This window comes from Acetobacter papayae JCM 25143 (genome assembly GCF_000613285.1).
In the GTDB taxonomy this organism is placed as follows: domain Bacteria; phylum Pseudomonadota; class Alphaproteobacteria; order Acetobacterales; family Acetobacteraceae; genus Acetobacter; species Acetobacter papayae.
Window position 1 is genome coordinate 1 of the sequence record NZ_BAIN01000015.1, and the last position, 25,832, is coordinate 25,832.

The following is a 25,832-nucleotide window of genomic DNA, read 5'->3' on the forward strand; positions in this document are numbered from 1 at the left end:
TTGCTGATCATGCTGATCATCACGATCCCGCTTCAGACCCAGTCCGTCTCGATCGATCTGCCGCAGGGCAACCCGCCGCCCGCGACGCATGAAGTGCCTGTGGTGACGCTGGCGATCGATTTTGACAATGCGATTACATGGAACGGGGAGCCCGTGGGCTCGGAGGCGGAACTGCAGTCACGGCTGGCAGAGATTGCCACGGGGCCGGAAGACATGCGCGCGGAATTCCATGTCGTGCCCAACAGGCTGGCCGACTACAAAACCGTTATCCATGTCATGGCAGACGCACAGCGCCTCGGTGTCTCCAAAATGGCTATCCTCGGACACGAACAGTTTCTAGCACCTTGAAAGGCCGGGTAGGATTCATGGCTTTCCGTTTTGCACGTTGTGGTCTGCTCGCACGGGCGGCTCTGGTTATGGCAGCACCAGCCGGGGTCGTTTCGGCGGGCGTTGTTGCTTTGGCATCCGTTCCGTCCCTGCAGGCAGCGGACACGCTCACGCCTGCGGTGGCGACTGCCCTGCACGATGCCCAGACAGCACTCGCATCCCATGCGTATGACAAGGCCAGACAGGCGGTTGATCAGGCGGCTGCTGTCAGTGGCTGAGTGCGTATGATGATTATGTCATCACCCAGATGCGTGCCGCCGTGGCAACGCAGGCGGGGGATACGGCCACCGCCATTGCCGCATATGAAAAGCTCATGGCGTCGTCCCGCACGCCGGCCTCCGCGCGTAATCAGATGCTGATGTCCGAAGCCACCATGGCGTATACGGCCAAGAATTACGCGGCGGCTAGCAGCGCGATCAGCCGTTATCTCAAGGTGGCAGGCCCCAACCCGCAAATGCAGCTTCTGCTGGTGCAGTCGCTGTATCTCCAGCGTGATTACGCCGGTGTTCTGCGTACGGTCGGGCCGATGGTGAATGCCGATATTGCGGCGGGTCGCAAGCCGGGTGAGTCCGTGTTGCAGATGCAGGCCGCCAGCGCCGTAGCGCTGAAGGATGCGGACACCGCCTCGCAGGCCTATGCCATGCTGGCGCGCTACTATGGCAAGAAAGAATACTGGGCGCTGCTGCTGCATGAACTGGTAACCCGCAGCACCATACCCGACAGCTTGCAGCTTGATGTGTACCGTATCCGTCTGGCTGCGGGCGACAGCCTGCAGGCGCGCGATTACATGGACATGGCGGAAATCGCCCTCCAACAGCATCTACCACAACTGGCCTGCGACCTGATGGCGCAGGGTTATACCGCGGGCGTTCTGGGAACCGGGGCGGAAGCGCCGCGTCAGGCCCGACTGCGGGCCATGGCGGAAAAAGCGGCGGCGGATCGTAAGGCGACCAGCGCGGCTGATGAGCAGGCGGCTCTGGCCCAGAGCGGGGGCGATGCCCTGTTCCTTGTCGGGTATAATGCGGTTCTGTCCGGTCAGGCGGCACACGGTCTGGCGCTGATGCAGCAGGCTATTACCAAGGGTGTGAGCGACCCGGCGGTAGCGTCACTGCATCTGGGGCTGGCCCAGTTGCAGGCTAATCAACCCAAAGAAGCCGCCGTAACATTGGGGCATATTACAGGCAAAGGGCCGGTGTATGACATTGCCCAGCTCTGGCTGCTCCGGTTGGCACAGGGACAGGCTCCTGGCTGATCTGCCCGGAGACACAGAGTATTAAAAAAGGCCGCTGAATTATTCAGCGGCCTTTTTTGTTGATGCGGGCTTGCTCCGGCTCTCAGCGTGTGGCTGATGCCGTTGCCTGCGTTGCCTGCGTTGCCTGCGTTGCCTGCGTTGCCTGCGTTGCCTGCGTTGCCTGCGTTGCCTGCGTTGCCTGCTGGCCGGGCTGGGGGGCGGAATGTTCGCGCCAGCCACCACCCAGTGAGCGATAGATGGTTACAAGGTTCTGGTATTTCGAAACCGCGACCATGATCTGCATGCTCTGCGCCTGCAGGTAGGAGCGCTGCGAGTCCAGCGTGGTCAGATAGGAATCCGAGCCAGCGTCAAAGCGCATTTTTGCCAGACGGTAGGCATCGCCCGATGAGACCACCAGCGCATCGGCCTGTTCGGCTTCATCCAGATAGGCCTTGCGGGCCGCCAGAGCATCCGCCACTTCGCGGAAAGCGCTCTGCACGGTTTTCTCGTAGGAGGCGATCTTCTGATCACGCCGCGACTTGGCCTGTTTCAGGTTGCCGCTGTTCTGTCCCCAAGTCCACAGAGGGATCTGCAACGAGGGGTTCAGCCCCCATGTCGTGGCAGCCCCGGTAAACAGACGATGGAACTGAAGGCTGGACACGCCATCGGTAGCCGTCAGGGTGATACGCGGGAAAAAGGCAGCCCGTGCCGCCCCGATATCAGCCTGTGCGGAGAGCAGATCATGCTCGGCCCCGACAACATCGGGCCTGCGGGCCAGAAGATCGGATGGCAGGCCCGCGGGAATATCCGCCACCAGTGTCTGCTGCCCCAGAGGCCGGGGCGGCGGCAGGTCGGCGGGAATGGGCGCGCCAATGAGCAGGGTGATCAGGTTTTCGTCCTGCTCGACCCGGCGCTGGGAATCAGCCCGCAGGGCTGCACTTTCCTGCACCTGCGTTTCAGCCTGCCGGACTGTCAGCAGGTCGGCTTCGCCATGCTGGTATTCGGCCCGGATCAGCGCCAGTGTCTGCTGCTGGGTAGCCAGTGTCTGTTCGGATACAGCCAGCGTGTCGTGGTCGCCCAGCCAGGTGATATAGGCCATAGCCACCTGAGCAACGATGCTGATCAGCATGCCGCGCAGGTTTTCCTGTTCATAGAGCGCGTGTTCCGCCGCTTCCCGCGAGAGGGAGCGGATACGCCCGAACAGATCGATTTCGTAAGACGAGAAACCGATACCGCCCTGATAGTATTTGAAAACATGGCCGCCGCCATAGCTTTCACCACCTTTTCCCTGATCAAGGCCCGGTGCGAAGCTCAGACCTGCCGCGCTGGACGGAGCCTGATAGATAGGCCCGCCCGATGCGGAAATGGCAGGAAACAGCCCGGCGTGCTGTACGTCGTACTGTCCCTGAGCCTCGGTAATGCTTGCCGCAGCCGAGCGCAGGTCACGGTTTTCGCGCAGGGCAATGGCGATAAGCCCCTGAAGGCGCGGATCGGTAAAGAAGTCCCGCCAGCCGATATCGGTGGCGGTCTGTTCAAGCTGCCTGTCTCCGGTGGTCTGGTAGGCAGGCCATGTCTTGGCAAGCGGCGGCTGAGGCCGCTTGTAGTTCGGGATCATGGTGCAGGCCGTCAGGGCCTGCGTTGCAGCCATACCCAGCAATACGGAACGCAGCCGGGCAGAGCGACGGAAAGATGCAAAAAATGCCATGGTTTTAGTCATGTCCGGTTGCGGGCGGTGTGGGTTCGGTGTGTTCGTTCATGCGCTTGACCTTGAACAGACGCAGGATGGTCACGAAGAACACGGGCACGAAGTAAACGGCCAGAAGTGTTGCCGTGGCCATACCCCCCACGACCGCCGTGCCGATGGCCTGCCGCGAGGACGATCCGGCCCCGCTGGCGATGGCCAGCGGGAACACGCCCACCACAAACGCGATGGAGGTCATAAGGATCGGGCGCAGGCGCTCCTGTGCCGCTATCAGCACGCTCTCTTCCAACGAGTTGCCTTTTTCAAAGCCAGCCTTGGCGAATTCCACGATCAGAATGGCGTTCTTGACGGCCAGACCCACTGTTGTGAGCAGCCCGACCTGAAAATACACATCGTTGTTCATGGAACGCCCGAGGGTGGCGGCAATGGCCCCCAGAACCCCGAGCGGGATCACCATCATGACCGAAAGCGGAATGGCCCAGCTTTCATACAGTGCCGCAAGGCACAGCAGGATGACGATACCTGCCAGAGCATAAAGCGGACCGGTGGAGGAGCCAGATGCGGCTTCTTCAAACGAGAGACCGGTCCATTCATAGCTTATGCCCGTAGGCAGTTTGGCCAGAATGCCCTTGATGGCGTCCATGGCGTCGCCCGAACTGTGGCCCGCCGAAGGCTGCCCCAGAATTTCATAGGCGTTGTAGCCGTCATAGTTTTCCACCTTCTGCGGGCCGCTGATCCAGTGACCGCTGATAAAGGCATTAAGCGGCGCCATGGTGTTGGTGTTGGTACGGATGTACCATTTGTTCAGGTCCTGCGGCAGCATGCGGGCGTCCGCGGTGCCCTGAATATAGACCTGTTTAACGCGGTCATTACGGGTGAACTGGTTGATGTAAATCGAGCCCAGAGCCCCTTCGATGGTGGTGTTGATATCGCTGATGGTAATACCCAGCGCATTAGCCTTTTCACGGTCGATATCCAGCATGTACTGGCCAGCATCTTCCATGCCGTTGGGGCGTACTGCCATCAGGCGAGGGTCCTGACTGGCAAGGCCCAGCACCATGTTACGGGCTTCAAGCAGCTTGGCATGGCCAAGGTGACCACGGTCTTCCAGTTCAAGGTCAAAGCCGGTGGCATTGCCCAGTTCCAGCACGGCCGGGGGGTTGATGGCGAAAATCTGCGCACGCGGGTCGAACCAGAAATGCATCATGATCCGCATGGCAATAGCCGATGAGGTCTGCGATGCCTTGGGGCGATCCTTCCAGTCCTTGAGGCGGATAAAGAATGCACCGGCACTCTGGCCCTGTCCGGCAAAGTTGAAGCCGTTCACGGCCAGCACGGACTCAACCAGATTCCCTTCGGTTTTGAGAATATAGTCCGTGATTTCGCGGTTCAGCTTTTCTGTTTCGCCGCGCGGGGTGTTGGGCGGCATTGTGACCTGACCGAAGATCAGGCCCTGATCCTCATCAGGTAGGAACCCGCTGGGCAGGCGTGAGAACAGATAGACAGCACCGGCCGAAATCAGGCAAACGCCAGAAGCGAGAGCAGTTCGCGCCGGATCATGAAACGCACACCCCGCAGGTAGCTCTGCGTCATGCGTTCGAAGTTACGGTTGAACCAGCCGGGCAGGCCGGTGGTCTTTTCATGGCTACCGGGTTTGAGCATGGTTGCGCACAGGGCTGGAGTCAGCACCATGGCCACCAGCACCGACAGCCACATGGCTGCAACGATCGTGATGGAGAACTGGCGGTAGATAACCCCGACAGACCCGGCAAAAGCGGCCATGGGCAGGAACACGGCGGTCAGCACCAGCACAATGCCAACCAGCGCGCCCGAAATCTCGTCCATGGAGACACGCGCGGCCTCCGCGGGCGAGAGTTTCTGCGTGGTCATGATGCGTTCGACGTTTTCCACCACCACGATGGCGTCATCCACCAGCAGGCCCACCGCCAGCACCATGGCCAGCATGGTCAGGGTGTTGATGGAGTAGCCCATGATGTTCAGCAGACCGAAGGTGCCCAGCAGCACCACCGGCACCGCAATAGTGGGGATAAGGGTTGCCCGGAAGTTCTGCAGGAACACCAGCATGACCAGAAACACGAGGGCGATAGCCTCAAGCAGGGTCACGACCACGTCTTCGATGGACAGGGTGATGAAGGGTTCCGTATCCAGCGGGTAAACGGTTTTCAGGCCCGGCGGATAGAATTTTTCCAGTTCATGAATCTGCGCACGCACGGCGGCTTCGGTCGAGAGCTGGTTGGCTCCCGGCGCGAGCTTGAGCGCCATGGCGGTGGCAGGTTTGTTATTATAGTACGAGGCGATGTTGTAGGTCTGCGGACCCAGTTCCACGCTACCGATATCGCTGATCACCACCTGTGAGCCATCCGGCTGCACCTTGAGCAGGATTTTCGCGAATTCTTCGGCCTTGGTCAGACGGGTCGGGCCGATGATGGTGGCATCGAGGTGGACATTCTTCTTGGCGGGCAGGCCGCCCAGTTCACCCGAGGAAACCTGGATGTTCTGTGTCTGAATGGCCGAGACGACATCCGACATGGTCAGGCCGTAATTGAACATCTTGTCCGGGTTGAGCCAGATACGCATCGCGTATTCGGAACCGAACAGCGTATGGTCGCCCACGCCGGTGACGCGGCTGAGTGGATCGGAAATGTTCGAGGCTACGTAATCGGCAATATCATCGCCCGTCATGCTGCCATCGGTGGAAATAAAGCCCACCACCAGCATGAAGTTCTTCACTGCTTTGGTAATGCTCAGACCCTGCGCCGTCACTTCCTGCGGGAGCTTGGGCTGGGCGAGCTGCAGCTTGTTCTGCACCTGCACCTGCGCGATGTCGGGGTCTGTCCCCTGCGCGAAGGTCAGGTCGATTTCCATCTGCCCCGAGGCGTAGGACTGCGAGGAAATATATTCCAGATGGTCAAGCCCGAACATCTGCTGAAGGATCGGGCGCACAACGGTATCGTTCACCGTATCAGCTGAAGCGCCGGGATAGGTGACGGTAATGGCAATCTGCGGCGGCGCAATGGAGGGATATTGCGCGATCGGCAGCTTGAAAATGGACAGCCCGCCCACCAGCATGATGATAAGGCTGATAACCCATGCGAAAATGGGCCTGTCGATGAAAAATCTTGAAAGAGACATGGGTTTTATTGCCCGTTCTTATCCGCGGCGGGGGAGGCGGGCGTTGTGCCGGCGCCGGTCTGTTCGGTGGGCGTGTCGTGGGGAGCCACTTTCATGCCGGGGCGGATTTTCTGCAGACCGCTGGTTACTACCCGGTCCCCGCTGGTAAGGCCGGACAGAACGACCCATGAGCCGCCCATGGCCTGCCCCAGAGAAATCTGGCGCAGCGAGACGGTGTTATCCGCCGCTACAATCCACACCTGCGGATCACCATGGGTGTTGCGGCTGACGGCTGCCTGCGGCACCAGCAGGGCGTTGGGGTCTGTGCCTTCGTCAAGCTGGGCGTGCACATACATGCCCGGCAGCAGCATCTTGTCGGGGTTGGGCATGATGCACGCACGATCACGGTGGAGGTCGAGGTGTTGACGTTGACTTCCGCCAGCGCCATGCGGCCGGTTTGATTGAAAGTCGAGCCATCTTCCATGGTAACGGTAACTGGCACCTTGCCATCGGCCTGCGGCTTGATGCGGCCATCGGCCAGCTCGCGGCGCAGGCGCAGCAGGGTGATGGCGGGCAGGTTCACGTCAACATAAATCGGGTCAAGGCGGGTGATCACCGCCAGATTCTGGGTCTGGTTGGCCGTAACCAGCGCACCCACGGTGGTGAGCGTACGGCCGATCCGCCCGGCGATTGGCGCATACATCTTGGTATAGCAGATCGACCTGAGCGCTGTCCACCTGCCCGCGTGCGGTCATGACCTGACCCAGCGCTTCTTTTTCAGCAGCAACGGCGTCGTCATAATCCTGGCTACTCACGGCGTGGGCGCGCACCAGATCACGGTAGCGGCGGGCCTTGGCCGAGGCCGTGACGGCGCGGGCCTGTGCCTGTTCAAGCTGGCCCTGCGCGCTGACATACGTGGCTTTGTAGCGTGAGGCATCGACCTGATAGAGCTGCTGGCCCAAGGGGATGTCCGCACCTTCCACAAACATGCGTTTTTCGATTACGCCGGTTACCTGCGGGCGCACCTCTGCAATTTCAAAGGCGTTGGTACGGCCGGGCAGGCTGGTGTGGATATCAACGGCACTGGGGTGGATTGTTATGACATCCACAGCCTGAGGCGGCATCTGGCCCGCGTTTGAGTTTTCGCGTTTGCAGGCGCTCAACGCCAGTAGGGCGGTGGCCGCAAGCAGGGTCGTGCGGGTGGGAAGAGTGCGGGTAATCACCGTGGTTATGGCCCTGTGTTTCCGGCGGTCGGCGGAGGGCGTGGCCCTGTCGCGTTCTGTACCGGGTTATTGTTCATGCGATACAGGCCCGGCCCGCTCAGGGAGGCCTGACCGGGCTGGGCTTTAGTTTTGTCAGAGTAGTCTTTTGCGCGCTCGCATGGCCTGATCCCGCGCAGGGGAAACAACCGGCTGGCGCCGGGGAACAGGCAGATGGGAGGCGGAAAGGACCGCATAAGGGAAATGGTACTAAATATTACCTTTAGAGAGCAACGTAAAAGTCACCCTTATCCCTGTCAAGTGAAAGCTCATGAGGCCCCGGCGGTGCAGTCTGGTGCCGGAGGGCCCTACCATTACGCTTCGGGGCGGGTCAGGTTTTCGCCAAAATGGCTGTTGCGATGTACCCATGTCGAAAGCAGTAAGCCAAAACCCAGCATGACATTGAGCATGGCCGACCCACCATAGGAGACCAGCGGCAGCGGCACCCCACCCACCGGAATGGCCCCCATGACCATGGACAGGTTAACCAGACAGTAGAAGAAAAAATTCATGCTGATGCCCAGCCCGACCAGCCGCCCAAAGCGGTTGCGGCTGCATATGGCCATGGTCATGCCGCCAAGGATCAGCAGCAGCAGCAGGCCCAGAACAACCGCCGCCCCCGCAAAACCCCATTCTTCCGCGATCATGGTAAAGATGAAATCGGTCTGTTTTTCAGGCAGGAAGTTGAGCTGCCCCTGCGAGCCGTGCAGGTAGCCCTGCCCCCACATGCCACCCGAACCCAGCGCGATTTTGGACTGGATGATGTTGTACCCCGCCCCCAGCGGATCGCTTTCGGGGTTCATAAAGGTGGTAATGCGCGCGCGCTGGTAGTCGTGCAGGTGGCTGTAGGCTAGTTTGAGGGCGTAGGGCACGGGCAGTGCCAGCAGCCCTATCAGCCATAGCCGCATGCCCGCAGCAAAAAACAGGCTCGCCCCCACCCCGCCGATAATGACGGCAGTGCCCAGATTGGGCTCCTTGAGCACCAGAGCGACAGGCACCAGCACCATCAGCGCAGGCGGCACCAGCCAGAGCGGATTGGCCATGCGTGCGTAACTGATGCGCGAAAACCAAGCGGCCAGTGCCAGCACGAGCGCGATCTTGGCGAATTCGGAGGGCTGCACCTGCATGCCGCCAATCATCAGCCAGCGTTCCGCCCCCTTGCCCACATGCCCCATGTGCAGCACCGCTGCCAGAAGCACCAGCGACAGCGCGTAAACAGGGGCCGCCGCCATGACAAGAATACGCGGCGGCAGCAAAGCCACGCAGATCATGAGTGCCAGACCAAGGGCAAAGCGGATGCCTGCGGCATGGCAAAGGGGTAGGGCATGCCCCCCCTGCGGAATACAGCGTGATATAGCCTACACCCGCCAACGTGCCGATCAGCAGCACATAAAGCCAGCTTATGCGCCACAGCTTGGCAAGAATCCGGAAACTGGGCTCGGCCCGGAGTAGGCGTTTGTGAAAGCGCGCGTGCTTATTCAATGGTCGATCCCGCGTCGGCCACGTTTTCGGGGGGTGGCGTGGTGCGGTTGGCAGGGTCGCGCAGCAGGGTGTCACGCATGATGTCGCGCGCCAGCGGGGCAGCGGCATCGGCCCCGGTATTGCCGTGTTCAATCACAACAGCTGTGGCGTAGCGTGGTGCATCGTATGGCGCAAAGCAGATAAACAGCGCGTGCGGCCGGTATTCCCACGGCAGGTCGGCAGAATTGAAATGCCCGCTCTCGCGCAGCGCGCGCGAGACATGGCGCACCTGTGCCGAACCCGTCTTGCCCGCCATCAACATGCCCGGAAGATCAAGCTGGGCCTTGGGGGCCGTGCCGTGCGGTTCGTTTACAACGGCGAACATGCCTTCTCGAACCGCCTTGAAGTAGGAATCGGGCATGTCCAGAGCGGGCCAGTGTTCGGGGTTGGCCTGCTCGCCAAGAGTGCCGTTGACGGCGCGGATCAGATGCGGGGATACGGCCCGGCCCGTGGCAATGCGCGCCGTGTAGGTGGCAAGCTGGAGCGGCGTTACCTGCACAAACCCCTGACCGATCCCGCTGACGATAGTATCGCCCCCGTTCCAGTGGTGGTGGTGGGCCTTGCGCCATGCAGGGGTGGGAATAAGCCCGTCACGGGTATGGGGCAGTTCGATATCCAGCGGCACACCCAGCCCGAGCTGGTTGGCGGTCTGGGCAATATGGTCCATGCCCACGCGGCGGGCGATTTCATAGAAATAGACATCGCACGAATATTTAAGCGCATCGTGCATGTCCACCGAGCCATGCCCCCAGCGCGACCAGCAGTGAAAGCGCGTGCCGCCTACGTCCAGATAGCCGGGGCAGAACACCCGGTCAGTGGGCGAGACCGAGCGTGCCTGCAAGGCCGCCATGGCCACGGCGGGCTTGAAGGTGGAGCCGGGCGGGTAAACCCCGGCCACCGCCTTGTTGATCAGGGGGGTGTGCTGGTTGTTGGTCCACTCGATCCACTGCGCGTGGCTGACCCCGCTATCGAACAGCGACGGGTCGAAGGAGGGCGTGCTGACCATGGCCAGCACCTCGCCATTATGGCAGTCCAGCACCACGGCGGAGGCCGTCTGGTCGCCGATATGGTTGAGCACTTTCTGTTGCAGGCCGCGGTCCAGCGTCAGGCAGACTTCATCGCCCGGCATGCCTTCCACGCGGTTGAGTTCGGACATCACACGGCCGACGGCGTTGACTTCCATCTCCACCGAACCGGCGGTGCCGCGTAGCTGCTCGTCCTGATTCTGCTCGATACCCGCGCGGCCTACCCGCATGCCCGGCAGGGCCAGCAGGGTGGAATGCGCCACATCCTGCTCGTTCGGCGGGGCGACATAGCCCACGATATGGGCCATCAGCTCCCCATCGGGGTAGACACGCCGTGTGCCGACATCAATCAGCACGCCGGGTAGGGAAGGGGCGTTGAGTTCGATCCGCGCCATTTCATCCCATGAGAGGAAGTCGCGCAGCATGACAGGCACGAAGCGCCGCTGGTGGCGCATTTCGCGCGCAATGCGGCTGCGGTCGCGCTCATCAAGCGGGATAATGGCGGAAAAACGCTCTATGGTGCCTGCAACATCCGTTGTTTCCTCGGGCATGAGCAGCGCGCGCCAGTTTTCCTTGTTGTTGGCCAGAGGCAGGCCAAAACGATCGACAATGCGCCCGCGCGGCGGGGCAAGCAGGCGCTTGCTTACCCGGTTGCTGGCGGCCATGCGGGCGTAATGGTCACCATCGTTGATCTGTAAATTATAGAGCCGGTGCGCCAGTTCTCCCATGGCTCCAACCTGCACGGCCATGAACAGAAGCGCACGGCGGGTGAACACACCGCGGGCGGGGTCCTTCTGCTCACGCATGGGCATGAGCCTGCGGCTTTCGCGCTTGCGCCGCGTCAGACGCATGGCCCTGCCCCCCAGCCATCAGGATGTGGGCTTTCCGTCCAGAATATGGAGGAACCATGAACTCACGGCGGACAGCAACGGGTAGATTCCTATGCACAGCAAAGCTTCAAAAAAGGCGGGTGCGGGATCGAGGGCATGCAGTCTGAACACACAGGCCAGCGCCCATTGTAATACAGATGCTGCTGCTCCTATCAGCCGAATACGCCCCAGACCAATAAAAAATTAAGACGCATGAGACCAAAGCGGGTGTAGCTGGCCAAGCCATGCACCAGAAGCAGGATAAAGGCGCTCACACCCAGCGGCGTAAAGCCGATCAGGTCCATGAAAATGCCCAGAATAAAGACATTGAGCGCGGGCATGCCCGATGGCCGCCACAGCGACCAGAAAAAAACCGACCCGATCATGATGGGTGGCAGCAGTTCCGCCGCTCCCGGCAGCCCCAGCGGGGCCGAAAGCACGATAATGGCCAGCACGGCAATAAAGCTGGGCAGAAGGTGCCGGGCCGCACTGTCGAGTCGCTGCCCGAGTGTGTCCTGTGGTTCGGGTGAAGGGTCCCACTGCATGGGGGGCATGGCGCTTATCCTTCCTGACCGGGCGACAGGAGGGTTTTGAACGGCAGGGCCAGCGGCCGGTGCGAGGGGTGCGAGAGCGGCACATGGCCCGGCGCGCCCGGTGGTTCGATTTCAGCCTGACGGAAGTCGAACACGCGTAGCATGGTGAGCTGGTTCAGCCGGGCGAAAGGCTGCACCACTGGCGTGCCGGGGTGGGTGTAATGTACGGTGCCAACCGGAATACCAGCGGGGAACGCCCCGGCCTGATCGCCCGTAACCACACGCTCGCCCTCAAGCGGGCGGGTATCCTGCGGGTAGTAGAGTAGGCGTGGCGTGTCGCTGTTGTCACCCATCATAATGGCCGGGGCATGGCTGGATTCGAGCATGACAGGCAGCCTGCTGGAAATATCGGTAATCAGCAGCACGCGGGCCGCATGGGGGCCGACTTCCGTTACACGCCCGGCAAGGCCGTTGGCGGCCAGGGCCACGTTGCCGGTCTGGATACCGCTTTGCAGCCCGGCCACCAGCAGCACGGCACGGGCGTAAATGCCCCCGCTATCGGCCACCACACGGCCCGTGACAAAAGAGGGCGAGGGTTCGGGCACCCAGTGGAGTTCGGTTTTAAGGGAATCGTTTTCGCGTGCGAGGGAAACTGCGACGTCGTACCAACGGCGCAAGGTGGCGTTTTCCGCCTCAAGCCGGCTGTTTTCTTCGCTCAGATGGCGGGCCTGACGAATACCGTTGCTGATATCGGCCACACCCGCCCGTGCGTGCGAGACCATGTTCCACAACGGGGCCAGCGTGCCCGCAACGGCCATGCGGACTTTTTCGGTCGTGCGTTTTTCAACCTGCCCCGCAATCATGACCCCCACGGACAGAAGCAGCAACGCCGGTAATACCAGCTTGCCCAGAGCCTGCCTGACCTGAATGGAAACCGGGAGCATGGAAAACGGGGATCCCTGTCTTGTGGCTGTGGCCTTTCACCCTGACGCGGCATAACGCTGCCGCGCCGTTACGGGGTGAGGTCAGTACATGGTGGTCAGCACGTCGCGCAGGCGCTTCATTTCTTCCAGCGCGCGGCCGGTGCCCATGGCTACGCAGGACAGCGCATCTTCCGCCACGGTTACGGGCAGGCCCGTGGTCAGGCGTAGCACATCGGCCAAGCGGTACAGTAGCGCGCCGCCGCCGGTCAGAACAATGCCCTTGTCCACAATATCAGCCGCGAGTTCGGGCGGGGTGTTTTCAAGCGTGACGGTAACCGCATCAATAATCTGGCTGATGGGCTCCATCAGGCTTTCCGCGATCTGCGCCTGCGAAACCGGCACTTCACGCGGGACACCGTTGATGAGGTCGCGGCCTTTGACATCCTGCCACGGGCCCTGACCTTCGTTTTCCTCAGGGATCATGGCCGAACCGATGCTGATCTTGATCCGCTCAGCCGAGCTTTCGCCAATCAGCAGGTTATGGGCCCGGCGGATGTAGGAGATGATGGCTTCATCCATCTTGTCGCCACCCACACGAACCGAGCGCGCATACACGATCCCGCCCAGCGAGATGACGGCCACTTCCGTGGTGCCGCCGCCGATATCGACAATCATGCTGCCTGAAGGCTCGGTAACGGGCAGGCCCGCGCCAATGGCGGCGGCCATGGGTTCCTCGATCAGGAACACGCGGCGTGCGCCCGCACTTTCCGCACTTTCCTGAATGGCGCGGCGCTCGACGGCGGTGGAGCCGGAGGGCACGCAGACAATAATCTGCGGGCTGGCGAAAGCCCGGCGGTTATGCACCTTGCGGATGAAGTGCTTGATCATCTCGCCCGCGACATCAAAATCCGCGATCACGCCATCGCGCATGGGGCGGATAGCCGAAATATTGCCCGGCGTACGCCCCACCATCAGCTTGGCTTCCTCACCCACGGCCAGAAGCTGTTTCTTGCCTCGGGACTCGGCAATGGCCACGACGGACGGTTCGTTCAGGACAATGCCGCGCCCTTTGACGTAAACAAGGGTGTTGGCGGTACCCAGATCAATAGCCATGTCGGCGGACATAAGACCGAGCAGACGAGAAAACATCCAGGACTCCAGGTTCGGGCGCAGGGTGTGGGGCGCAACCACGAGCGTATCAGGCCGTTTACGGTTGCGCGGGAATAGTTCTGTTCCGATTACCGGTGCGAGGCGGCGCAGACAAGGGCGCAGGGCAGGGCGCATGCGAAAAAACCGGCACGGCGTGTAGCCTGTACCGGTTTTTTGACAGAAACGCCTTCTTACTCCATCCGGGCAGGCTTTTTGGGCCGTGCGAGTCAGGGGCCTGAAGGCTCAGGTACCCGGTCGGGACAGATATGTGTAAAGGTCAGACGCTCAGGGCTTCGGGGGCTGTGCGTGCGCGTTTGACCAGCAGCTTGTTGAGCGCATGCACATAGGCCCGCACGGCAGAAACAACCGTATCGGCATCCGCACCCTGACCGTCCACCAGCTTGCCGGCTTCTTCCAGCCTTACGGTGGTGCGGGCCTGTGCATCCGTGCCTTCGGTTACGGCGGCAACCGAGAACAGCGCCAGACGCGCATCATGGGCAAAAGCCGCGCGCAGGGCGTTAAAGGCGGCATCCACCGGGCCGTTGCCCGTGGCGCTGGCATGGGCGGGCTTGCCGTCCACCGTCAGGTCCAGTTCCACTTCGGAAGGCTGGCCGGAAATGGAGCGCAGGCTCAGGCTGACAAAGCGGATGTGATCATGGTCGCGCGCTTCGTCATCCACCAGGGCAACGATGTCGTCGTCGTAAACAACCTTCTTGCGGTCGGCCAGATCCTTGAAGCGCGCAAAGGCGTCGTTCAGGCGCTCGTCATCCATGTTGTCATAGCCCAGCGCCCGCAGCTTGTCGCGGAAGGCGGCCCGGCCGGAATGCTTGCCCATGACCAGTGCAGAACGGGTCCAGCCCACGCTTTCGGGGGTCATGATTTCGTAGGTGGCAGCGTTTTTCAGCACGCCATCCTGATGGATACCGCTTTCATGGGCAAAGGCGTTGCGCCCGACAATGGCCTTGTTGGGCTGCACGTCAAAGCTGGTGATGGTGGCCAGCATGCGCGACACCTTCAGCAGCCCGGTCGTGTTGATGCCGGTGGTGAAGGGGTACTGGTCGTTGCGGGTGCGCAGCGCCATCACGATTTCTTCCAGAGCCGCATTGCCCGCGCGTTCGCCAATACCGTTGATGGTGCATTCCACCTGCCGCGCCCCACCCCGGATCGAGGCCAGCGTGTTGGCCACGGCCAGACCCAGATCGTTATGGTTATGCGCCGAGAAAATGACCTCATGCGCGCCGGGCACGCGTTCACGCAGCATGGAAAAGATTTTTTCCATGTCTTCGGGAGTAGCGTAGCCCACGGTATCGGGAATGTTGATGGTGGTGGCACCGGCCTTGATGGCGGCCTCTACACAGCGGCACAGGAAGTCCGGCTCGGTGCGCGAGCCGTCTTCGGCGGACCATTCCACGTCATCCGTCAGGTTACGGGCCGCGCGGTTGCCCGAGGTAATCAGGTCCAGAACCGTTTCGGGCTCCATGCGCAGCTTGTATTTCATGTGCAGCGGCGAAGTGGAGATAAAGTTGTGAATACGCTTGCGCTCGGCCGGGGCCAGTGCCTCGCCCGCAGCAGCAATGTCACGCGCACCGCCACTGCGCGCCAGTGCGCAGATAACCGCGCCCTTGGTGTTGCGCGCGATTTCGTTGACGGATTCGAAATCCCCTTTCGATGCCACGGGAAAACCGGCCTCGATCACATCCACGCCCAGAGTGGCCAGCGCTTCGGCCATGCGGAGCTTTTCCGCCAGATTCATGGAAAAGCCGGGAGACTGCTCACCATCGCGCAGGGTGGTGTCGAAAATAATGACGCGATCGGCGGTCATGCGACCGAAGGAAGGATGCGTGAAGCTGGTCTGATCAGCAGACATGATGTGTTCCTGATTTATCGTATCTGGCGTGCAGGTTTGTATAATCCTGCGCTGCTTAGCCCGCGTACGGGCACTCTTGCGGTTTTACCCCTGGGCGCGGCGGCGCGCAGCCACCCGGATCGCTCAGGGGCTGGTAAGTCGAAGGAGCAGATCCAGACGGAAGGGCACACGGCTCCGGCCCGCGCAGGCGCGGTCATTCCAGACTTCGGAGAAGGAGCGGTGGCGAATCATGTGGTCACAATACAGGGCCGCCCTGCAAACGCAACCATAAAACGCCCGGCTCTGTCCCGGCCCTGTATTGATACTTTCGCATTGCTGGCAGGGTTTCATGCCACCCCGTGCCTGTGCAGCCTCAGGCCCTGCGCAAGCTGTGCAGCACGAACAGCATCACACCCAGCAGCACGGCGGCAAAGGTCTGATGCACCGCACCCGCCCAGACAGGCACCACCAGCAGCAGAGTGGTAACGCCCAGCGCATACTGGATCAGCACCGCCCAGCCCAGCAGGATCAGGCTGTTCTGCGCCCGGCGGCCCAGCCCGCGTGTGCGCAGCCCCACCAGCAGCACAGCGCCGATGGTCAGGGCGGTGAGCGTGGCCAGCAGCCGGTGGTCGAACTGCACCGCCGCCTTGTTTACAAACCAGTTGAGCCAGAAGGGCGAAAGCTGGGCGTAATCGGTCGGGATCAGGTGGCCGTCCATCAGCGGGAAGCTGTTGAACAGAAAGCCCGCATGCGTGCCAGCCGTAAAGCCGCCCGCAAGTATGGTGACACACAAAAGCCCTGTCGCGCAGAAAGCCAGCGCGCGCACAATGCGGGTATCGGGGGTTTGCCGTGTGGTTTCGGGCGTGGGCCAGCGAATGGAAAAGGCCGTCCACAATATGGCGGCATACAGGATTAGTGCGGCGCTCAGATGCAGCACCAGCCGGACAGGCTCAACCGCCGTGCTGTCGGGGCGAAAACCCGATGCCACCATGAACCAGCCGATAGCCCCCTGAAGCCCGCCGAGTATGAAGAACACGAACAGGCGTACCGCCAGCGCCCGCGTGATCATGCCGCGCAGCGTAAACCATAGCAGCGGCAGCAGCAGGGTCAGCCCCATCAGGCGGCCCCAGAAACGGTGAATCCATTCCGCCCAGAAAATTTTCTGGAACCCGGCCAGCCCGAACCCTTCATGCTGGAGGTGGTATTGCGGAATGGTCTGGTACAGCGCGAACAGCCTCTCCCATTCGGCATGGGACAGCGGGGGGATCATGCCGCTGACAGGCTGCCAGTCCATGATGGACAGGCCCGAACCCGTCAGCCGGGTAACACCGCCAATGGCGATCATGCCCAGCAGCATGAAGCACAGCACGAACAGCCAGCCCGAAACCAGACGGCGGCTGGCATCGGTCATGACACCGCGCGGGGTGGTTGGGGCTGTGTTCGCCGGTGGGGTCTGCTGTGCGGGCATGGTGTCTGGTTCCGTGGCTGGTGCAGGGGCTGCCGTGTTTGCTGTGCCGGGTTTACAGCCTGCTTGCGGGGGGCTGCAAGAAGATGGTAGCGGCACGGGGGTATGGAAGATATCCCGCCCCGCTCCATCCCCCCCGTGGCAGGCGCTCTGTGGCCGCTGGTTCGGCCCTTTGCGCGGCCTTTGCTCATGCTGGTTGTACTGGCGGCAGGGGCGGTGTGGCTGCGCCACGCCCCTTGGCTTGACCAGATGCTGCACGGTGCCGGCCTGATCCGCGAAGGCGTGCGGGGGCGGCTGGTTTTTGTTGTGGGGGCGGGGGTGTGGTGCGCGTTTGGCCTGCCCCGGCAGGTGGCGGCTTTTGCGGCAGGGCTGGCCTATGGCGCGCTGGAAGGGCTGGCGCTGATAACCGTGGCCTCGGCTCTGGGTAGTGTGTGCGGCTTTTACTGGGCACGCTGGGCCGGACAGGGCCGGGTGCTGCGCGCAGGCTCGGGCCGGTTGGGAGAGTCGCTCGCCCGGCTTGATGGCGTGCTGACGGCGCGGCCCTTTCTAAGTGTTCTGACCCTGCGCCTGCTGCCTGTGGGCTCTGCCCTGCTGCTCAATCTGCTCTGCGGGCTTTCAGGTATGGCCGTGGGGCCGTTCATGCTGGCTACGGTGCTGGGTGGTCTGCCACAGAACGCCATGGCGGCCCTGCTGGGCGCTGGGGCTGGTGTGGGGGCCGTGTGGCAATATGCTGCTGCGGCAGCACTGTTCGTGCTGTCCGGGGCGCTGGGGGTATGGCTGTGGCGTAACAGCCGCGTGGCAGCGCCCTGAACATGGTTTAACCCCGCCTGTCCGGCGTTTTCGGGCTGGAGGAAATACGCCCATGCGTTCGCGGGGCTTGACGGAATGACACACCGGCGCAAAGTCGGTGTTAAGACAGACAGGGAGCATGCCTGAACATGCCAAGCATCCGGCAAGACGGGCCCACGCGCTGGCGCTGATTGGTGCGGGGCTGCTGATCGTGACCTTTGGCGCGATGGGTATTGAACTCGGAAATGAAATGGCGCGGCACGGCGTGCTGGATCGTGAAAGCACGGCGGCGGGTAGCTATCTGCGCGGCCTGCACCACGCCACCAGCGATGCACGGATCTGCCATTACGCGTGGGAGGCCCATCACCAGCAGGAAGATGCGGCCTGTTATGCTCAGCCATTGGGCAACTGACGGATAGTTTGGGTGGATTCGCGGCATTCCGGGCCGTGCAGCAGCGCGAGCAGGCCGGGCGTAACGAGCCGCTGGATGCCGTGCAGGCCCAGCTTTCGGATATCAGCACATGGGCCCCTGCGGCTGAGCGCATGCCCATAGGGGGTGAGCAGGCGCTGGCCGGGCTGGATCAGAATCTGGCGGTGCTGAGCCGCGCGAGCACGCTCGATCAGGCGGACCGCGTGGCCGATATGCTCCGCAATACAAGCTGGCAGCGCAGGCTGGCGCTGCTGGGTATTCTCACCGGTGTTTTCAGCATGATTTCGGCGGGCTGGGTGCTGGACCGCTCATCGCTCGCCGCAGCACGGGCCGAGGCCTCCTCGCGCGATCTGGCGTTGCGCCTGCGCGCCACACTGGACAGCCTGAGCCTTGGCGTTGCGGTGTTCGGGGCAGATGGCCGCCTGTGGCACTGGAACGAGCAGCTTGCCGTGGTGCTGGGGCTGGAAAAGGATTTTCTACGCACTGGCCTGCCCTACAATACCCTTAGCTCCGTGCTGGTGGTGGATGGTGTGCCCCTGCTGGAACCCATTGAGCATGTCGAGGCCAGTCTGGCACGTAGCGAGCCCGACCCGCCGGTAATGGTGGAGTGTCAGGGCACCAACGGGGCTGATCTGGAACTGTGTCGCACGGTGTTTTTTGCGCCCGACGGGGCGGCGGAGCAGCGCGGTTTTGTGCTGACGGCGGCTGATATCACCATGCGCCTGCGCAGCGAGCGCGCTCTGGGCGAGGCGCAGAAGCTGCGCGCGCTGGGGCAGCTTACGGCCGGTATCGCGCATGACTTCAAAAACCTGCTGACAGTCATTCTGGGTAATCTGGAGCTGGCGGCTGAATATGACCAGCCCGATCAGGCAGAGCAGAGGCAGGAATACCTGTCCGCCGCCGCCCATGCCGGGCACCGCTCGGAAGCGCTGACCGGCCAACTCCTGTCCTTCATGCGCCGCCAGTCGGGCTCGCCCGGTTGTCTGTATCTGGGCAAGCTGTTTGCGGTGCTGGGCGGGCTGCTGGGCCGCGTTATCGGGCCGCGTATCGTGGTCGAATGCGACCATGTAATGGATGTATGGCCAGTCTGTGTGGATGCCGCACAGCTTGAAAGCGCCATTCTCAATCTGGCCATCAACGCGCGTGACGCCATGCCTTCGGGCGGCAGCCTGCGGATTATCGCGCGCAATGTCACGTTTTCGGTCAATGCGGACCTGATGAGCCTGCCGGTGGAAGAAGGGCGGGCCATGCGGGTTGTATCGGAAACGATGCCCCTCCCCGCGGGCGACTGGGTCAGGCTGGATGTGATCGATAGCGGCTCAGGCATGACGCGCGATGTCATGGACCGGCTGTTCGAACCCTTTTTCACCACCAAGCGCGAAGGCGCTGGCACCGGGCTGGGGTTGGCCATGGTTCTGGCGTTTTCGCAGCAGGCGCATGGGCGCGTTATGGTGGCCACGGGGCGTGGTATCGGTACGGAGGTTTCGCTCTGGCTGCCGCGCGGACAGATTGTGGCCTCGGAAACCACGCGCACCGAGGTAGCAGAGGTCACACCGGTGGATGCCCTGCCCGTGGGCGAAGCGCGCGCCGTGCTAGCCCGTGCCGAGCTGAGCAATGCCGGGCAGGCGGATGCCCCTAGGGCCGGAGGGGCCGTTTCCGCACAGGGCGAGCATACCCCGACCGAGACACGCACCGCCGGACAGGCTGCGGCCTCTCGCCCTGAGCCGACCCGTAGCCTTCAGGTGCTGGTGGTAGAGGATGATGCCGTTATCCGTGACATTGTGGTGACAATCCTTGGCATGGCCGGGCATCGCGTATTTGAAGCCGGGGACGGCGAGCAGGCGTTTGATGTAGCCGCCGGTGTGGAAGGCGGGCTGGACCTTCTGGTGAGCGATATCCAGCTTCCCGGCCCGCTGGATGGCGTGACGCTGTCGCGCGTGCTGGTCGAGCGTTATCCGGGGCTGGCGGTTGTTTATATGTCGGGTGAACTCACGGCGGATTCTCCCCCGCCTCGTGGTGGGGTTGAAACCGCCTGCCTGCTGGCCAAACCCTTCCGGCGTGATGGGCTGATGGAGGCCGTCAGCATCGCGCTGGAGGCCCGCGCGGCGGGCTGAACTGCGCCGCACCCTTGCAGAATACCCCCGTGCGGGATACAGCGTTGCGGCCCTGCCGGGTGGCGGGCGGTAATGAACATGATGCCCTCTTGTGGGCCGCAGGGATGAAGGGTTGCGAGAGACCATGACGGTACGCGAAGAGATCGATCTTAAGAGTTTTATCCGGCATATTCCGGATTTTCCCAAGCCGGGTATCCTCTTTTACGATATTTCGACCCTGATGCGTAACCCCGATGCCTGGCAGATGGCCATGGGGCGTCTGGCACGGCAGGTCGCACCCCTGCGCCCGGATGTGCTGGCGGCGGTTGAATCGCGCGGGTTTCTGACGGCAGCCCCTCTGGCCGACCGGCTGGGCTGCGGTATGCTGATGCTGCGCAAGCGCGGCAAGCTGCCGGGCAAAACCGTCTCCCATACCTATGATCTGGAATACGGTTCCGACACGCTGGAAATTCAGGAAGACGCCGTGCTGCCCGGCCAGCGCGTGGTGATCATGGATGACCTGCTGGCAACCGGTGGCACGCTTTCGGCCTCTGCCACGCTGCTGCGCAAGGCGGGTGCCAATGTTGTTGGGGCCTCGGTGCTGATGGAGCTCACCGGTCTGGGTGGTCGCGCTCGCATGGATGGCGTGCCGGTCACAACCCTGATGTCCTACGAAGACTGATTGATTGCGGGTGAGGCCGGTTAGGGTGCCGGTCTTGCCCGAAAGGGTTTTTATAACGATCTGAGGTCTGTTCCTTGTGGAGCATACCTGCCGTGCATACGCTTTTGCCCCGCTCTGAGGTAAAAGACCGGCATGGCATCTTCCACCCCGACCGACCCGGCGGGCCCCCAGCGAACCGGGTTTCCCCGCTCAGTGGGCCGGTTCTTTCAGGCGGTCGCGCTGATTGTCCGCCAGGCCCTGACGGGTGGCGGTGAGCCACGCAGGCTTGATGGCCTGCGCTGGCTGTACGCGCCTGATGCGCTGGCTTTCGGCTATGCGCTGCGCACCACCATTTCCTCGCTGATAGCTCTTGGTATTGCCCTGTGGTGGGAACTGGGCAGCCCGCAATGGGCGGCCCTTACGGTATGGATGGTGGCACAGGGCACGCGTGGCAAATCCATTGCCAAGGCGCGCTGGCACATGTTCGGCATGGTTGTGGGGATTCTCTGCGCCTTTGTGCTGGTGGGGTGCATGCCGCAATCGCCACTGCTCTATATCTTCTGGGTTGCGGTGGGGATCGGGCTTTTCTGTTTTATCGGCACCCTGCTGCCCGGCCCGGCCACCATGACCAATTATCGCATTCATGGCATGCGGGCCTCGGGGTTTACCTATGCCATTATCGCGCTGGATGGTGCTGCGGCCCCGGATCAGATTTTCCAGATCGCCATGGCGCGCGCGACGTATATTACCCTTGGCATTGTGGTGGAAACCACCATTTCCTCGCTGTTCCAGTATCAGCTTGGTTCGCGCGCCAGAAACCGGCTGGCCACCAATTTTGTGCAGGCCCTCAGGGGGGCCGTACCCACCTGCGTAGTCTGCTGGCGGGCGACCGCCGGGCGGTTCTGTCCTCGCCGGGAGTGTTTTCCACCATCGCCACCATGAGCGATCAGGTGGAGTTTGCCGAAATTGAAATGGGCACCCACCAGCATGAGGGTGACCACGCGCGCGCCGCGCTGGCGGCCATTACGGTGCTGATGTCACGCGGGCTGGAGCTTGGAACGCTCATTAACGTGCCGCAGAGCGATGGGCCGGATTATCAGCAATTAGCAGCCCGCACCGGCAGTTTTCTCAATGATCTTCCCGCGCGGCTGGAAAGTGCAGGGCCTATCGGTCCTGTGCTGGCTGATCTGGCGCATTTGCGTGCGGATAGTCGGCAACTGGCCACGGCCTGCCTCGAGCGCGAAATGGTGGCGGCCACTCACCCGCCGGTTGATCTGGATATGGAAGTCGGGCTGTCGCGGCAGGGGCAGGTGCTGCACAAGCTGGCCACCCTGCTTGATGAACTGTCTCTTGCTATCGAACAGTTTGAAATGAGCCGTAGCACCCAGCCGCATGACCAGTTCCATTACCCCATGCGCTCGTATCGTGACTGGCGCATGGCGTTTTACAATAGCCTGCGTGCCAGCGTGACGATTTTCTGTTCCGGCCTGATCTGGATTGCGACAGGCTGGCCGGATGGTCTGTTTTTCATGATGTTCGTGGCCATTGTCTGCGCGCTGTTTTCAACACTGGAAAAACCCGCTCTGGCCACACAGTCTTTTCTGCATGGTACAATCTGCGTCATTGGTCTGTGCTGCGCGCTCGACCTATGGGTTATGGCGCGCCCCTCTGTTTATGAAACACTGGCACTGGTGCTGGCCGTGCCCATGCTGATCGGGGGCATGGCGTTTGCATGGGCACCACTGGCACTGGCGGCCGTGGCGTATAACCTGTTTCTGCCCATTCTGGTCAGCCCCATGAATGAAGGGCGGCTGGACGAAATCATGTATTTCAACACGGCCCTGCCGCTGTTTCTGGCCATGATGTTCTGCATGTGGATGTACCGGATCTTCCTGCCGGTTGATCCCAATGGTCTGCGATGGGACATGCGCGTGGATATTCTGCGGCGTTTGCGCAGGCAGGCTGGTTCCAGCCGCCCGATGTCCGCGCCAGAGGTTATTGGGCGGAATGTTGAAGGCTTTGTCCGGCTGTCCAGCATGGGGGCTGGGAATGATTTTGTGCTGGAGCGCTATCTGGGTGGTGTTCTGTCCAGCATGACCATTGAGCTTAACCTGCTGCGCCTGCGCAGTATTCTGGAGCGTGGCGCGCTGCCCGATGATGCCAACCGCCCCATTCGGTTGATGATGGAGCGCATGCACCGCTTTTCAGGCCGTTATGGTGGGCAGTATGGCCGCACGGCCCGGGCGGCGGGCGAGGCTGTCACGCATCTGGCTTTGCTGGAGCGCTCGGAAACCAATCTGTCTGTGCGGGTTGAAATGCTGAGCGCACTGGCCAGCCTGCGCGTGATTGAGGCTGAACTGCGCGAGAACGAGGCGTTTTTCGATGCGTCCAACCCGTATCTGGATGGCGCGCTTTCCTGAAGGTTGGCGGTGGCCTTCAAGGGTTAACTGTGGCGGTTGATACTTCAGGTTCCCATTACGCAGGAGCCTGAAGCCACAGGCGTATGGTTCGGGCTGACCAGAGCGAGTGTTTCTGGCTGCGATCCTAATCGAATGCCGCGCGTAAGGCCTGCCGCAGGGCAGGGATAACCTGCGCGCGAAAAGCCGGAGTGCGTCTCTCCCACTGCCCTGTGCGCCATGAAGGATGGGGCAGCGGAAAGAAGCGGGGCAGGAAGCGCTCGAAATCCAGCGTGCGGTCAAAAACGCTGCCTTTGCCGAGCACATGGTTCTGGGCAAAACCACCAACCAGCAGGGTCAGGCGGATATTGGGCAGTTGGGCCAAAAGTCGCGCGCGCCACAGGGCAGCACAGGCGGGCGGGGGTGGCTTATCGCCCCCTTTTGGCTGCACGCCGGGATAGCAGAAAGCCATGGGCACAAGGGCGACACGGGTCTGGTCGTAAAAAACGTCCCGCTCCATGCCCAGCCATTCGCGCAGGCGATCTCCCGAGGCATCGTTAAAGGAAATACCGGTTTCATGCACCCGTGTACCCGGTGCCTGACTGGCAATCAGCAGTCGCGCGCGTGAATCCGCATGCACGACGGGGCGGGGTTCAAACGGCAGAATATCGGCGCAGGCGGTGCAGGCCCGCAGGGATGTCAAAAGCTCGGCCAGTTGTTCCGGCCCGGTTTCAACGCCTGTCTCGGTTACCAGCGTGGTTTTTGGGGCTGCCCGCAGTTCTGTCGTTGTCGGCGCACTGGCTTGTGGCTGAAAGATCATGATGGGGTGGATATGTGCGGGTGGGTCGGCCGGTGCAATGGGTGGGGTTTAAAAAGCAGGCATAAAAAAACACCGCAACGTTGCCGCTGCGGTGTTTTTTAAAACCCGTCCGGTCATGGGCGAACCCATGGCCGGGAGTAGAGGATGCGGGTCTTACTGAGCCGCGTCCACACCTGCATGGGTCTGGGGAGCGAAGGTCCAGCCTGCGCCATAAGGCTGCGGCATGAACAGGCCCCAGGTTGCCGTAGCCGCCGTGGCATTGGCCCAGCCTTCGGTCGGGATCGGCGCATTGTCCAGCCGCAGGTGCTGGATATCGGCCGCCGTCACGTTGGCAGGAGCCTTGTTGCCCCAGGCGGAGCGGATGAAGTTGACCACATCGGCGATCTGCTGATCGGACAGGATGGTCTTGTAAGCGGGCATGGCCACAGCCGAAGGAGCCCAGTTGGTGGGCGGCAGCACGCCACCAGCCACCACAACATGGGCAACCGATGTCGGGTTGTCGGTCACGACAACGGGGTTACCTGCCAGCGGCGGGAACATACGCGCCACACCACCACCGTCGTTACGGTGACAGGCCGAGCACTGTTCCAGATAGATCTTGGCACCGGCATTGTCGGTCACGCTGCCTGAATCCAGCGCCTGAGCGGTGGAGGCATCATACGTGTAGTCCCCACGCGACGGCGGTACCGGCGGCATGGACTTCAGGTATTTGGCGATGGCGTGCAGATCGGAATCCGTGAAGTACTGCGTGCTCCAGCCCACCACGTCGGCCATGCCACCGAACACGGCGGAATGATCCGTACGGCCAGACTTCAGGAACGTGAACAGGTCGTCTTCAGACCAGCGACCGACACCCACAACGGGGTCGTTACGCAGGCTGGGAGCGATCCAGTTGTCGATAACGCCGCCGCCAGCCAGGAAGTCCGGGCCACCTGCTGCGTCAAACGCTTTTTCCTGCATGGCGAAACCACGCGGTGTATGGCACGCGCCGCAATGGCCAGCGCCAGTCACCAGATATTCGCCACGAGCGATATCCGGGTCCGTACCGGGGGCCGGGGTAAAGGCCTTGGGTGCCGGAGCGAACATGGCGCGCCAGATGCTCAGCGGCCAGCGCATGGACAGCGGCCATGTGATGTCCGCTTCCTGGTTCTTCTGGGAGACCGGAGCCACGCCGTGCATGAAATATGCATACAGGGCTTTGATGTCTTCTGGCGTCATGCGCGAGAAGGAGGGGTACGGCATGGCCGGATACAGCGTGCTGCCATCCTTGCGTACGCCATGACGTACCGCTTCATCAAATTCCTGAAGCGTATAGGTGCCGATCCCGTAGGTGGGGTCGGGCGTGATGTTGGTCGAGTAGATCGTGCCGATGGGCGTCTTGATCGACAGCCCACCTGCAAATTTCTGACCGTTCAGGGCCGTGTGACAGGCCACGCAGTCACCAAGACGCGCGACATATTCACCCTGTTTGATCAGATCCGCGTCCGCCTCCTGAGCATGAGCCAGGGACGTTCCTGCCAGAAGCCCGACAGTGACCGCTCCGAGAGCGGCTTTTAGTCTGTTCATCATCATTTTTACCACTGTATTGCCTGAGTGCCGAA

16 protein-coding genes and 4 pseudogenes are annotated in these 25,832 nt (G+C 62.0%); 8 read left to right on the plus strand and 12 right to left on the minus strand.

Features of this window, described 5'->3' with window-relative positions:
* The 3 genes from JCM25143_RS05745 to JCM25143_RS17240 all read left to right on the plus strand — a co-directional run.
* The coding region (locus tag JCM25143_RS05745; RefSeq protein ID WP_025860342.1) for an ExbD/TolR family protein at nucleotides 1–348 on the plus strand (348 nt) is incomplete at its 5' end.
* Nucleotides 349–365: 17 nt separating this feature from the next.
* Nucleotides 366–605 (plus strand): hypothetical protein, encoded by a 240-nt coding sequence (locus JCM25143_RS23595; protein ID WP_234395015.1) that lies wholly within the window; start codon nucleotides 366–368, stop codon nucleotides 603–605.
* Between the two features lie 29 nt (nucleotides 606–634).
* A complete protein-coding gene (locus JCM25143_RS17240) occupies nucleotides 635–1,639 on the plus strand; it encodes a tetratricopeptide repeat protein (RefSeq protein WP_234395016.1) in 1,005 nt (334 codons plus the stop codon).
* An 82-nt stretch (nucleotides 1,640–1,721) separates the two neighbouring features.
* Here the strand turns inward: JCM25143_RS17240 and JCM25143_RS05755 are convergent, their stop codons facing one another.
* The 10 genes and pseudogenes from JCM25143_RS05755 to JCM25143_RS05800 form a co-directional block, all read right to left on the minus strand.
* Nucleotides 1,722–3,266, minus strand: a complete 1,545-nt coding sequence (locus tag JCM25143_RS05755; RefSeq protein ID WP_234395021.1) for an efflux transporter outer membrane subunit — start codon at nucleotides 3,264–3,266, stop codon at nucleotides 1,722–1,724.
* 61 nt (nucleotides 3,267–3,327) lie between these two features.
* Nucleotides 3,328–6,473 (minus strand): annotated as a pseudogene (locus tag JCM25143_RS17245) (efflux RND transporter permease subunit).
* A 5-nt stretch (nucleotides 6,474–6,478) separates the two neighbouring features.
* Nucleotides 6,479–7,672: pseudogene (locus JCM25143_RS25160) on the minus strand (efflux RND transporter periplasmic adaptor subunit).
* A gap of 353 nt (nucleotides 7,673–8,025) precedes the next feature.
* Nucleotides 8,026–9,193: pseudogene (gene rodA / locus JCM25143_RS17255) on the minus strand (rod shape-determining protein RodA).
* On the minus strand, nucleotides 9,186–11,108 hold the full coding sequence (mrdA, locus tag JCM25143_RS05775; protein ID WP_025860344.1) for a penicillin-binding protein 2: 1,923 nt from the start codon (nucleotides 11,106–11,108) through the stop codon (nucleotides 9,186–9,188). Before mrdA ends, rodA begins: the two are co-directional and overlap by 8 nt.
* A 191-nt stretch (nucleotides 11,109–11,299) precedes the next feature.
* Nucleotides 11,300–11,680: a hypothetical protein gene (locus tag JCM25143_RS17260; protein ID WP_234395018.1), complete on the minus strand. Its 381-nt coding sequence runs from the start codon at nucleotides 11,678–11,680 to the stop codon at nucleotides 11,300–11,302.
* A gap of 5 nt (nucleotides 11,681–11,685) precedes the next feature.
* Nucleotides 11,686–12,603 (minus strand): rod shape-determining protein MreC, encoded by a 918-nt coding sequence (gene mreC, locus JCM25143_RS05785; RefSeq protein ID WP_025860345.1) that lies wholly within the window; start codon nucleotides 12,601–12,603, stop codon nucleotides 11,686–11,688.
* Nucleotides 12,604–12,684: 81 nt separating this feature from the next.
* Nucleotides 12,685–13,731, minus strand: coding sequence for a rod shape-determining protein (locus JCM25143_RS05790; RefSeq protein WP_025860346.1), 1,047 nt, complete (start codon nucleotides 13,729–13,731; stop codon nucleotides 12,685–12,687).
* 277 nt (nucleotides 13,732–14,008) lie between these two features.
* Nucleotides 14,009–15,598, minus strand: coding sequence for a 2-isopropylmalate synthase (locus JCM25143_RS05795; RefSeq protein WP_025860347.1), 1,590 nt, complete (start codon nucleotides 15,596–15,598; stop codon nucleotides 14,009–14,011).
* Nucleotides 15,599–15,950: 352 nt separating this feature from the next.
* On the minus strand, nucleotides 15,951–16,988 hold the full coding sequence (locus JCM25143_RS05800; protein WP_025860348.1) for a COX15/CtaA family protein: 1,038 nt from the start codon (nucleotides 16,986–16,988) through the stop codon (nucleotides 15,951–15,953).
* 159 nt (nucleotides 16,989–17,147) lie between these two features.
* Here JCM25143_RS05800 and JCM25143_RS05805 point away from each other — a divergent pair, with 159 nt between their 5' ends.
* The 5 genes and pseudogenes from JCM25143_RS05805 (at nucleotide 17,148) to JCM25143_RS17270 (ending at nucleotide 23,435) form a co-directional block, all read left to right on the plus strand.
* The gene (locus JCM25143_RS05805) at nucleotides 17,148–17,852 is read left to right on the plus strand and encodes a TVP38/TMEM64 family protein (protein ID WP_025860349.1); all 705 of its coding nucleotides are present in this window, start codon (nucleotides 17,148–17,150) and stop codon (nucleotides 17,850–17,852) included.
* 118 nt (nucleotides 17,853–17,970) lie between these two features.
* Nucleotides 17,971–18,243, plus strand: coding sequence for a hypothetical protein (locus JCM25143_RS23615; RefSeq protein ID WP_234395019.1), 273 nt, complete (start codon nucleotides 17,971–17,973; stop codon nucleotides 18,241–18,243).
* A 35-nt stretch (nucleotides 18,244–18,278) separates the two neighbouring features.
* A complete protein-coding gene (locus JCM25143_RS17265) occupies nucleotides 18,279–20,375 on the plus strand; it encodes an ATP-binding protein (protein WP_234395020.1) in 2,097 nt (698 codons plus the stop codon).
* Between the two features lie 124 nt (nucleotides 20,376–20,499).
* Entirely contained in the window at nucleotides 20,500–21,036 is a 537-nt protein-coding gene (locus tag JCM25143_RS05815; RefSeq protein WP_025860350.1) for an adenine phosphoribosyltransferase, read from the plus strand.
* A 132-nt stretch (nucleotides 21,037–21,168) separates the two neighbouring features.
* A pseudogene (locus JCM25143_RS17270) lies at nucleotides 21,169–23,435 on the plus strand (FUSC family protein).
* A 124-nt stretch (nucleotides 23,436–23,559) separates the two neighbouring features.
* On the opposite strand, the gene JCM25143_RS05825 reads toward JCM25143_RS17270, so the two are convergent.
* Nucleotides 23,560–24,231 carry a uracil-DNA glycosylase family protein gene (locus tag JCM25143_RS05825; RefSeq protein ID WP_025860351.1) on the minus strand — a complete coding sequence of 224 codons (672 nt, stop codon included), beginning with the start codon at nucleotides 24,229–24,231 and terminating at the stop codon, nucleotides 23,560–23,562.
* 153 nt (nucleotides 24,232–24,384) lie between these two features.
* The gene (locus JCM25143_RS05830) at nucleotides 24,385–25,803 is read right to left on the minus strand and encodes a cytochrome c (RefSeq protein WP_025860352.1); all 1,419 of its coding nucleotides are present in this window, start codon (nucleotides 25,801–25,803) and stop codon (nucleotides 24,385–24,387) included.
* Nucleotides 25,804–25,832 lie beyond the last annotated feature (29 nt).

What these genes read in the sequence shown, in the direction of transcription:
- JCM25143_RS23595 (WP_234395015.1), top strand. Translation starts at nt 366, where the DNA reads ATGGCTTTCCGTTTTGCACGTTGTGGTCTGCTCGCACGGGCGGCTCTG.
- JCM25143_RS17240 (WP_234395016.1), top strand. Translation starts at nt 635, where the DNA reads ATGCGTGCCGCCGTGGCAACGCAGGCGGGGGATACGGCCACCGCCATT.
- JCM25143_RS05805 (WP_025860349.1), top strand. Translation starts at nt 17,148, where the DNA reads ATGGAAGATATCCCGCCCCGCTCCATCCCCCCCGTGGCAGGCGCTCTG.
- JCM25143_RS05790 (WP_025860346.1), bottom strand. Translation starts at nt 13,731, where the DNA reads ATGTTTTCTCGTCTGCTCGGTCTTATGTCCGCCGACATGGCTATTGAT.
- mreC (WP_025860345.1), bottom strand. Translation starts at nt 12,603, where the DNA reads ATGCTCCCGGTTTCCATTCAGGTCAGGCAGGCTCTGGGCAAGCTGGTA.
- JCM25143_RS05815 (WP_025860350.1), top strand. Translation starts at nt 20,500, where the DNA reads ATGACGGTACGCGAAGAGATCGATCTTAAGAGTTTTATCCGGCATATT.
- JCM25143_RS05755 (WP_234395021.1), bottom strand. Translation starts at nt 3,266, where the DNA reads ATGGCTGCAACGCAGGCCCTGACGGCCTGCACCATGATCCCGAACTAC.
- JCM25143_RS05830 (WP_025860352.1), bottom strand. Translation starts at nt 25,803, where the DNA reads ATGATGATGAACAGACTAAAAGCCGCTCTCGGAGCGGTCACTGTCGGG.
- JCM25143_RS17260 (WP_234395018.1), bottom strand. Translation starts at nt 11,680, where the DNA reads ATGCCCCCCATGCAGTGGGACCCTTCACCCGAACCACAGGACACACTC.
- JCM25143_RS23615 (WP_234395019.1), top strand. Translation starts at nt 17,971, where the DNA reads ATGCCTGAACATGCCAAGCATCCGGCAAGACGGGCCCACGCGCTGGCG.
- JCM25143_RS05795 (WP_025860347.1), bottom strand. Translation starts at nt 15,598, where the DNA reads ATGTCTGCTGATCAGACCAGCTTCACGCATCCTTCCTTCGGTCGCATG.
- JCM25143_RS05800 (WP_025860348.1), bottom strand. Translation starts at nt 16,988, where the DNA reads ATGACCGATGCCAGCCGCCGTCTGGTTTCGGGCTGGCTGTTCGTGCTG.
- mrdA (WP_025860344.1), bottom strand. Translation starts at nt 11,108, where the DNA reads ATGCGTCTGACGCGGCGCAAGCGCGAAAGCCGCAGGCTCATGCCCATG.
- JCM25143_RS05825 (WP_025860351.1), bottom strand. Translation starts at nt 24,231, where the DNA reads ATGATCTTTCAGCCACAAGCCAGTGCGCCGACAACGACAGAACTGCGG.